The sequence below is a fragment of the Streptomyces incarnatus genome, from assembly GCF_001027185.1.
Lineage (GTDB): Bacteria > Actinomycetota > Actinomycetes > Streptomycetales > Streptomycetaceae > Streptomyces > Streptomyces puniciscabiei.
This window is the reverse complement of sequence record NZ_CP011497.1, coordinates 2,346,370-2,356,249: the sequence shown is the minus strand read 5'-3', so window position 1 is coordinate 2,356,249 and position 9,880 is coordinate 2,346,370. Positions and strand designations below refer to the sequence as shown.

Genomic DNA, 9,880 nt, shown 5'->3' with positions numbered 1-9,880 from the left:
TCTTTCAAAAGGTCGGACCCTGAACTTCGGTTCAGGGTCCGACCTTTTTACGTTTTCCTTAACGTGTCGTTCACGTCGCGCACCCAGCATCCAGCACATGGGTACTGCTGCAATGCTCAGGGCCGCCGGTGTCGGTGTGGGTGACGAGGTCGTCGTACCGGCCTTCGGGAACGTCGAAGTCGCCGAGGCCGTGACCCTGGCCGGCGCGTTTCCCGTGTTCGCCGACATAGACCCGGTCACGTACTGCCTCGACGCCGGCGCTGTCGAGGCAGCCGTAACTCCGCGTACGGCCGCGGTCGTTGTCGTACACCGCTTCGGGCGGCAGGCCGACCTGCGGCGCTTGCATACGCTCGGGCAGCGGCACGAGCTGCTGGTGCTGGAGCAGGGCGAGTCGGAGGCGCCGTACGACGAGATAGCGCAGCGCAGGGAGCGGGCCGCCTATCTCGACGGCAAGCTCAAGGGCGTACGGACGCCGGACGGCGGTGACGGGCACACCTACCAGCAGTACGTGGTGCGGGTTCCGGGGAACGGCCGGCCGGACCGGGACGCCTTCGCGATGGCTTTGCGGGCCAAGGGAGTTGAGTGCCGGGTGCCGGTCAAGACGCCCGTGCACCGGCTGCCGGAGTTCCGTAGGTGCGTGTCCCTGCCGGAGACCGAGCTCGCCGCCGACGAGACGCTGGCGCTGCCCGTGGACGCCTCGCTCACCAAGAGGGAGATGCAGCGGATCGTGTCCGCGTGCAACGCGCTCGGCGGACTGCTGCAGCCCGCCTACTGAGCGGGTTCCGAACGAATTTGGGAACTCGGGCCTGCTCGGGGTACAGTTTCCTCGTCGCCGCGAGGGAAACCTCGAAAACGACAGGCCCCTATAGCTCAGTCGGCAGAGCGTCTCCATGGTAAGGAGAAGGTCAACGGTTCGATTCCGTTTGGGGGCTCAGAAAAAAGACCCCACCCTTCCGGGTGGGGTCTTTTTCATGCGTCCGTTCTCATCAGTCCTTGTGGATTCCCGGGACCCGCATGGCCAGGATCGCCATGTCATCCGACGGGGCGTCCGACGCGAAGCGTTCCACCGCCCGCATGATGCGTGCGGCGACCGCGCCCGCGGTGAGACCCGTGCAGGTCGTGAGCACGTCGGCGAGGCCGTCGTCGCCCAGCATGCGCGTGCCCTCACGGCGTTCGGTGACGCCGTCCGTGACGCAGAGCAGGACGTCGCCCGGGTCGAGGGTGACCGTCTCCTCGTGCAGTTCCAGGTCCTCGATCACGCCCAGCAGCGGCTGCGGTTCGGCGGCCGGTGTCACGGTGCCGTCCTGGCGCAGGCGCAGCGGCAGCGGGTGGCCGGCGCAGACCACCTTCAGCTCGGCGCTGCCGTCCTCCTGCGGGCGCATCTCGCCGTAGAGCAGGGTCAGGAAGCGGCTGCGGTCGCCCTCGTCGAGAATGGCGGAGTTCAGGCGCTGCAGCACCGCGGGTCCGGAGAGGCCCTCGCGGGCCAGCAGGCGCAGGGCGTGCCGGGCGAGGCCGGTGACCGCCGCCGCGTTGGGGCCCGTACCGCAGACGTCGCCGATGGCGAAGCCGTAGGCGCCGTTGCCGATCGGGAACAGGTCGTAGAAGTCGCCGCCGACCTCGTTGCCCTCGCCGGCCGCGCGGTAGATGACCTCGACCTCGACGCCGTCGATGTGCGGGGTACCGGGCGGGAGCAGGCTGCGCTGGAGGGCCTGGCTGATGGCCGTGCGCTCCGAGTAGAGACGGGCGTTGTCCAGGGCGAGGGCGGCCCGGCGGGACAGGTCCTCGGCCAGTTCCAGGATCTCCTGGCGGAAGTGTTCGTCGGTGGGCTTGCCGAGGACCAGCATGCCGATGACGCGGTTGCGGGCGACGAGCGGGAGCACGACCGTCTCACCGCCCACCGCGGAGGCCGTGGCGAGGGTCGGGCCGATACCGGAGGAGACCCGGTGCGTGGGGCCGCCGGACAGGCCGAGGCTGCGCATGGAGCTGCGCAGGGCGGCCTTGTGGGCGACCTCGCCGGGGGCCGTCCAGACGCGGGCGCCGGGCGTCGGTACCGGGTCGGGCGGGGGGATCTTCGACAACAACGACTTGATGCCGTCGATGAGTTCCTCGTCCTCGTGCAGGACGTACGACAGATACGGCTCGGAGGCCTGGTCGGCGATCGTATAGACGGCGCACCAGGTGGCCAGGGTCGGGACCGTCATCTGGGCCATCAGGGCCAGCGTCTGGTCGCGGTCCAGGGTGCCGGCCAGCAGGTCGGAGGCCTCGACCAGGAAGCTCAGCGAGCCGCGGCGCAGCCGCTCCAGCTCGCCGAGGCGGGCCGACTCGACGGCCAGGGCGATGCGGTCGGCGGCGAACTGCAGGCGCAGCGCCTCCTCGTTGGAGTACCGGCCGGGGGCCTCGGCCGCGACGCCGAGCGAGCCGGTGAGGCGCCCCTCGACCTTCAGCGGGACCGTGACGACCGAGCGCATCCCGGTGCCGGCGAGCAGCGGTACGGCGCCCGGGACGGACGTGAGGTCGTCGTGGACGGCCGGCATGCGTGCGGAGCCGTAGCGGCCGGGGCCGGCCTCGACGGGCACGCGCGCGAAGCGCTGGCGGGCGGAGGGCAGGCCGGTGGAGGCGCGGACCTCCAGCTCGGTCTCGTCGTCGGTGGCCAGCAGCAGGAACGCGGAGTCGGCGTCGAGCATGTCGCGGGCGCGCTCCACCGTGCGCTGCAGCAGGCCGTCGAGGTCGTCCGGGGCGGGGGAGCCGATGAAGACCTCGAAGGGGTCGGTGCTCTGGCCGTCGGACGACTGGGCCTGGTCGCCGGCCGGGACGCGCGGCGGGGTCTGCAGGACGGCGCGCTCGTCGTCGCGGACCAGCAGGCAGACGGTGGAGGGCTCGCCGCCGGTGTCGCGGACTCTGAGGTGGGAGGCGTAGACCGGGACCACCCGGCCGTCGGCGCCGCGGATGCCGTAGCTGCCCTCCCAGCGGGAGAGCTGCAGGGCCTCGGCCACGCCGGTGCTGGTGCCCGGGGTGTGCGGCCAGGCCGCCAGTTCGGTCAGCGGCCTGCCGACGACCTCCGCGGCCGGGTGGCCGAACAGGTCTTCGGCGTCCTCGTTCCAGGAGGTGATGGTGCCCTTCCGGTCGACCTGGACGACGGCGACGCGGACCCGGCCGTCGGCGAGCGGAAGCAGGTCGGCCGGGAGGGACGGGCCGGCCGTGCGGGTGCCGACCGGGCGTTCGGGGAGGTTGAGCTGGAACCAGACGTTCTTGTGGGTCGGCGTGTAGTCGACGCCCCAGCGTGTCGCCAGGGCGGCGCACAGTTGCAGGCCGCGGCCGCCCTCGCGGTCGGGGCTGCCCATGGTGGCCGCGGCGCCCTGGAGGGGGACCTCGCGCTCGGGGTAGCGGTCGGAGACCTCGATGCGCACGCCGTCCTCGGTGCGCAGGCACAGGACGTCCGCGTGGGTGCCCGCGTGGACGACCGCGTTGGTCACCAGCTCGCTGGTGAGGACCACGGCGTCGTCGACGATGTCGGCGAAGCCCCAGCCCTGAAGGGTGTCGCGGACGAAGGACCGGGCGGTCGCGACCGATCGCCCGACGGGCTCGAAGGTGGCGGCCGCGCGCGCGGTGATCACAGAACTCCTCGGCCGGTTGTCTACGTGCAGGGCTGCGTGGCCGGCCGGCTCGCGCCGCTGCTGCGGCATCAGCTCGCCCGTCGGCTGTGGCTCCGGGGGCTGTTCCCCCGGGATCACTCCGGTGGTCATGGTCTGCGGCCGCCCCTCCGATGCCCGCTCGTGCTCGTGCCACCGCCCAGGCCGGTCGGACCGGTGCGGCTGGACAGCCGCATGCAAGGTTACTTACCTTCGCCGTCCGAGCGGATGCCGGTCGCCGGTGTTTACCCCCCAGGGTGTGCGGACGATGTGCGAAGCTGCCGAACTGTTATGGCCTGGTTCGGCCGGGGTGAAACACTGGGCAAGCTTCTGATGAAGGTCGGGTCAGCCTGCGTGTGTTCCGTGTACGGCGGGCAGCAGCCTCTGGTGTGGCCGGATCTCGTCTGGCAGAAATACGCAGCAGTAACGGGTACGCGGACGTAACCGGTATGCCGATCAGCGGCACCCCGGCCGGAAGCGGCCGAGCACAGCAGTAACGGTCTACCCCTCCGGGAGGGACACAGTGGAGTCTGGCGCGGCGACGCGTGGCACGAAGACGCGCGCGAAAGGCGGACCGTCCCTGGGCAAGCGCGGTGACACCACCACCGTGGACACGGCTGCCCTGAACCGGCTGCTGGCGGCTCTCGTCTCGATGCGCGACGGGAACTTCCGCAAGCGGCTCACCGTCTCCGGGGACGGTGTGATGTCGGAGATCGCGGCCGTCTTCAACGAGGTGGCCGACCGGAACCTGCATCTGACCGGGGAGCTGTCCCGGGTGCGGCGCATGGTGGGTCGTGAGGGAAAGCTCACGGAGCGGCTGGAGACGGGGGCCTGCGAGGGTTCCTGGGCGGCGGCGATCGACGCCTCCAACGCGCTCGTCGACGATCTGGTGTGGCCGGTGTCGGAGGTCGGCCGGGTGCTGACGGGGGTCGCCGAGGGTGATCTGTCGCCGCGGATGGAGCTGCGGACGCAGTCGCCGGACGGCGGCGCGGGGCATCCGTTGCGGGGCGAGTTCCTCAAGGTCGGCCGTACCGTCAACAACCTGGTCGACCAGTTGTCGACGTTCACTGACGAGGTCACGCGCGTGGCCAGCGAGGTCGGCACCGAGGGCAAGCTCGGCGGTCAGGCCCGGGTGCGCGGTATGTCCGGTTCGTGGAAGGACCTGACCGAGTCCGTCAACACCATGGCGCGGCAGCTGACCGCCCAGGTGCGCGACATCGCGCTGGTGACGACGGCCGTGGCCCGGGGTGACCTGTCCCGCAAGGTCACGGTGCAGGTCGCCGGCGAGATGCTGGAGCTGAAGAACACCGTCAACACGATGGTGCTCGCCGCGCGCCGGAACCGTCACCTTCTGCGACAGATCACCAAGCAGCTGTCGTCCTTCTCCGTGGAGGTGACCCGGGTCGCCCGTGAGGTGGGCACCGAGGGCATCCTGGGCGGTCAGGCGCAGGTGCCGGGCGTGGCCGGGGTGTGGAAGGAGCTCACCGACTCCGTCAACACGATGGCGGGCAACCTGACCGCGCAGGTGCGTGGGATCTCGCAGGTCACGACCGCTGTCGCCAATGGTGATCTGTCGCAGAAGGTGACGGTTCCGGCGCGCGGCGAGGTGGCGCAGCTCGCCGAGACGATCAACCAGATGACCGAGACGCTGCGGATCTTCGCGGACGAGGTCACCCGCGTGGCGAACGTCAACACGATGGCGGGCAACCTGACCGCGCAGGTGCGTGGGATCTCGCAGGTCACGACCGCTGTCGCCAATGGTGATCTGTCGCAGAAGGTGACGGTTCCGGCGCGCGGCGAGGTGGCGCAGCTCGCCGAGACGATCAACCAGATGACCGAGACGCTGCGGATCTTCGCGGACGAGGTCACCCGCGTGGCGAACGAGGTCGGCGCGGAGGGCCGGCTCGGCGGCCAGGCGAACGTGCCGGGCGCCGCCGGTACCTGGAAGGACCTGACCGACTCGGTCAACACGGTCTTCCGGAACCTGACCACCCAGGTGCGGGACATCGCCACTGTGACGACAGCCGTGGCCAACGGTGACCTGTCGCAGAAGGTCACCGTCGACGTGGCCGGCGAGATGCTGGAGCTCAAGAACACCGTCAACGGGATGGTGGACCAGCTGTCGGCGTTCGGTGCCGAGGTGACGCGGGTCGCGCGGGAGATCGGTGTCGAGGGTGAGCTGGGCGGCCAGGCGCAGGTGCCCGGCGCGGCCGGTGCGTGGAAGGACCTGACCGACTCCGTCAACACCGCGTTCCGCAACCTCACCGGGCAGGTGCGCAACATCGCCCAGGTGACCACGGCGGTGGCCAACGGCGATCTGTCGCAGAAGGTCACGGTCGATGTCTCCGGCGAGATGCTCAAGCTGAAGAACACCGTGAACACGATGGTGGACCAGCTGTCGAGCTTCGCCGACCAGGTCACGCGGATGGCCCGGGACGTGGGTACGGAGGGCCGGCTGGGCGGTCAGGCCCGGGTGGACGGCGTGTCGGGCACCTGGAAGGAGCTGACGGACTCCGTCAACTTCATGGCCGGCAACCTGACGTCCCAGGTGCGGCAGATCGCCCAGGTGACGACGGCCGTGGCGCGTGGTGACCTGTCGCAGAAGATCGATGTTGACGCGCGCGGCGAGATCCTTGAGCTGAAGAACACGATCAACACGATGGTTGATCAGCTGTCCGCCTTCGCCGACCAGGTGACCCGGGTGGCGCGGGACGTGGGTACGGAGGGCCGCCTCGGCGGTCAGGCGCAGGTGCCGGGTGTGGCCGGTGTGTGGCGTGACCTGACCGACTCCGTGAACGGCATGGCGGGCAACCTGACGGCCCAGGTCCGCAACATCGCGCAGGTCGCGACGGCCGTGGCCCGCGGTGACCTGTCCCAGAAGATCACCGTGGACGCGCGCGGGGAGATCCTGGAGCTGAAGAACACCCTGAACACGATGGTGGACCAGCTGTCGTCGTTCGCCCAGGAGGTCACGCGGGTGGCGCGTGAGGTGGGCACGGAGGGCATCCTCGGCGGTCAGGCCGAGGTGCAGGGTGTCTCCGGCACCTGGAAGGACCTCACGCAGTCCGTGAACTTCATGGCGAACAACCTGACCATCCAGGTGCGCAACATCGCCGAGGTCACGACCGCGGTCGCCAAGGGCGACCTGTCGAAGAAGATCACTGTTGACGCCAAGGGCGAGATCCTTGAGCTGGTCACGACGGTCAACACCATGGTTGATCAGCTGTCCAGCTTCGCCGAGCAGGTGACCCGGGTGGCCCGTGAGGTGGGCACCGAGGGCATCCTGGGCGGCCAGGCCACCGTGCCGGGCGTCACCGGCATCTGGAAGGACCTCAGCAACAACGTCAACCTGATGGCCAACAACCTGACCATGCAGGTGCGGAACATCTCCCAGGTCGCCTCGGCCGTCGCCAACGGTGACCTGACCCGTCAGGTGACGATCGAGGCGCGCGGTGAGGTGGCGCAGCTCGCCGACACCATCAACATCATGGTGAAGACCCTGAGTTCGTTCGCGGACCAGGTCACCAAGGTGGCCCGGGAGGTGGGCACGGACGGCATCCTGGGCGGCCAGGCGCACGTACCGGGCGTGGCCGGCACCTGGAAGGACCTCACCGAGTCCGTGAACCAGATGGCGTCCAACCTGACCGGTCAGGTGCGCAACATCGCCATGGTCACCACGGCCATCGCCAAGGGTGACCTGACCAAGAAGATCGACATCGACGCGCGCGGCGAGATCCTCGAGCTGAAGACGACGATCAACACGATGGTCGACCAGCTGTCCAGCTTCGCCGAGGAGGTCACGCGCGTGGCCCGCGAGGTGGGCACGGAAGGACAGCTCGGCGGCCAGGCACGCGTGCGTGACGTCGACGGCACCTGGCGGGACCTGACCGAGTCGGTGAACGAGATGGCCGGGAACCTGACCCGGCAGGTGCGTGCCATCGCGCGCGTGGCGACCGCGGTGACCCGCGGCGACCTGAACCTGAAGATCGACGTCGACGCGTCCGGCGAGATCCAGGAACTGCAGGACTACATCAACAAGATGATCGCCAACCTGCGCGACACCACGATCGCCAACAAGGAACAGGACTGGCTCAAGGGCAACCTGGCCCGCATCTCCGGCCTCATGCAGGGCCGCCGCGACCTGGAGGACGTGGCCTCGCTGATCATGAGCGAGCTGACGCCGGTGGTGTCCGCGCAGCACGGCGCGTTCTTCGTGGCGATGCCGCTCATGGAGGAGGGCAAGGACGGCGGCGACGGCGAGGACAACTACGAGCTGCGCATGCTGGGCTCGTACGGCTACTCGATGGGCTCCATGCCGACGTCGTTCCGGCCCGGTGAGGCGCTGGTCGGCACGGCCGCCGAGGAGAAGCGCACGATCCTGGTGGAGAACGCGCCCAGCGGCTATCTGAAGATCTCCTCCGGGCTCGGTGAGGCCCCGCCGGCGCAGGTGATCGTCCTGCCGGTGCTGTTCGAGGGCACGGTGCTCGGTGTGATCGAGCTGGCCTCCTTCACGCCGTTCACGCAGATCCAGAAGGACTTCCTCAACCAGATCGCCGAGATGATCGCGACGAGCGTCAACACCATCTCGGTCAACACCAAGACCGAGCAGCTGCTGAAGCAGTCGCAGGAGCTGACCGAGCAACTGAGGGAGCGCTCGGCCGAGTTGGAGAACCGGCAGAAGGCGCTGCAGGCCTCCAACGCCGAACTGGAGGAGAAGGCCGAGCTGCTGGCCCGGCAGAACCGCGACATCGAGGTGAAGAACACCGAGATCGAGGAGGCCCGGCAGGTCCTGGAGGAGCGTGCCGAGCAGCTCGCGGTGTCGATGCGCTACAAGAGCGAGTTCCTCGCCAACATGTCGCACGAGCTGCGTACGCCGCTCAACTCGCTGCTGATTCTGGCCAAGTTGCTCGCGGACAACGCCGAGGGCAACCTCTCGCCCAAGCAGGTGGAGTTCGCCGAGACCATCCACGGCGCCGGCTCCGACCTGCTCCAGCTGATCAACGACATCCTCGACCTGTCGAAGGTCGAGGCGGGCAAGATGGACGTCTCCCCGACGCGTATCGCGCTCGTGCAGCTCGTGGACTACGTGGAGGCCACCTTCCGTCCGCTGACCGCGGAGAAGGGCCTGGACCTGTCCGTACGGGTCTCCCCGGAGCTGCCCGCGACCCTGCACACCGACGAGCAGCGGCTGCTGCAGGTGCTGCGCAACCTGCTGTCGAACGCGGTGAAGTTCACCGACTCCGGGTCGGTGGAACTGGTGATCAGGCCGGCCGGCGCGGACGTACCCATGGGCATCCGGGAGCAGCTGCTGGAGGCCGGCTCGCTGACCGATCCGGACGCGCCGCTGATCGCGTTCTCGGTGACCGACACCGGCATCGGGATCGCGGCCAGCAAGATGCGGGTGATCTTCGAGGCGTTCAAGCAGGCGGACGGCACGACCAGCCGCAAGTACGGCGGCACCGGCCTCGGCCTGTCGATCTCCCGGGAGATCGCGCAGCTGCTCGGTGGCGAGATCCATGCGCAGAGCGAGCCGGGCCGCGGCTCCACGTTCACGCTGTACCTGCCGCTGCACCCGAGCGAGCTGCCCCCGCAGGGCTACCAGCAGTCCGTGCCCCCGCTGGAGGCCGGGGACCTGGTCGCCGCCGCCGAGGCGGAGCGGTCCTCGGAGCTGTCCGCGGTGGAGATCGAGACCCCGGCCGAGGTGAAGTCGTACCGGGAGACGCAGAACGGGCCGGCGGCGCTCTTCCGGCGCCGGCGCCGGGGCCTGCCGCAGGGCGAGCAGCGGTCCGAGCACTGGGCGGCGGTGCCCGAGCAGGAGGGCGCGCCGCACTCCGCGCGCGGGGTGCGGTTCGGCGGCGAGAAGGTGCTGATCGTCGACGACGACATCCGCAACGTGTTCGCCCTCACCAGCGTCCTGGAGCAGCACGGCCTGTCGGTGCTGTACGCCGAGAACGGGCGCGAGGGCATCGAGGTGCTGGAGCAGCACGACGACGTGGCCGTCGTGCTCATGGACATCATGATGCCCGAGATGGACGGCTATGCGACGACCACGGCGATCCGCAGGATGCCGCAGTTCGCCGGGCTCCCGATCATCGCGCTGACCGCGAAGGCGATGAAGGGCGACCGGGAGAAGGCGATCGAGTCCGGCGCCTCGGACTACGTGACCAAGCCGGTCGACCCGGATCATCTGCTGGCCGTGATGCAGCAGTGGATGGGTGGGAAGTGACGAGATCCGGCCACGGGTTGTGAAC

At 69.5% G+C, this 9,880-nt stretch carries 2 protein-coding genes, 1 tRNA gene and 2 pseudogenes; 4 read left to right on the top strand and 1 reads right to left on the bottom strand.

Annotated features, from left to right (window positions below):
• The first annotated feature begins 112 nt into the window (after nucleotides 1-112).
• Both ABB07_RS10350 and ABB07_RS10345 read left to right on the top strand, forming a co-directional pair.
• Nucleotides 113-775 (top strand): DegT/DnrJ/EryC1/StrS family aminotransferase, encoded by a 663-nt coding sequence (locus ABB07_RS10350; protein WP_208903375.1) that lies wholly within the window; start codon nucleotides 113-115, stop codon nucleotides 773-775.
• An 84-nt stretch (nucleotides 776-859) separates the two neighbouring features.
• Nucleotides 860-932: transfer RNA gene (locus tag ABB07_RS10345), tRNA-Thr, on the top strand.
• A gap of 54 nt (nucleotides 933-986) precedes the next feature.
• Here ABB07_RS10345 and ABB07_RS10340 read toward each other — a convergent pair.
• A complete protein-coding gene (locus ABB07_RS10340) occupies nucleotides 987-3,743 on the bottom strand; it encodes a SpoIIE family protein phosphatase (protein WP_208898447.1) in 2,757 nt (918 codons plus the stop codon).
• Nucleotides 3,744-4,152: 409 nt separating this feature from the next.
• On the opposite strand from ABB07_RS10340, the pseudogene ABB07_RS42175 reads away from it, so the two are divergent.
• Together ABB07_RS42175 and ABB07_RS10335 are read left to right on the top strand one after the other, a co-directional pair.
• Nucleotides 4,153-5,418: pseudogene (locus ABB07_RS42175) on the top strand (HAMP domain-containing protein); the annotation flags it as partial.
• Between the two features lie 78 nt (nucleotides 5,419-5,496).
• Nucleotides 5,497-9,855 (top strand): annotated as a pseudogene (locus ABB07_RS10335) (HAMP domain-containing protein); the annotation flags it as partial.
• Nucleotides 9,856-9,880 lie beyond the last annotated feature (25 nt).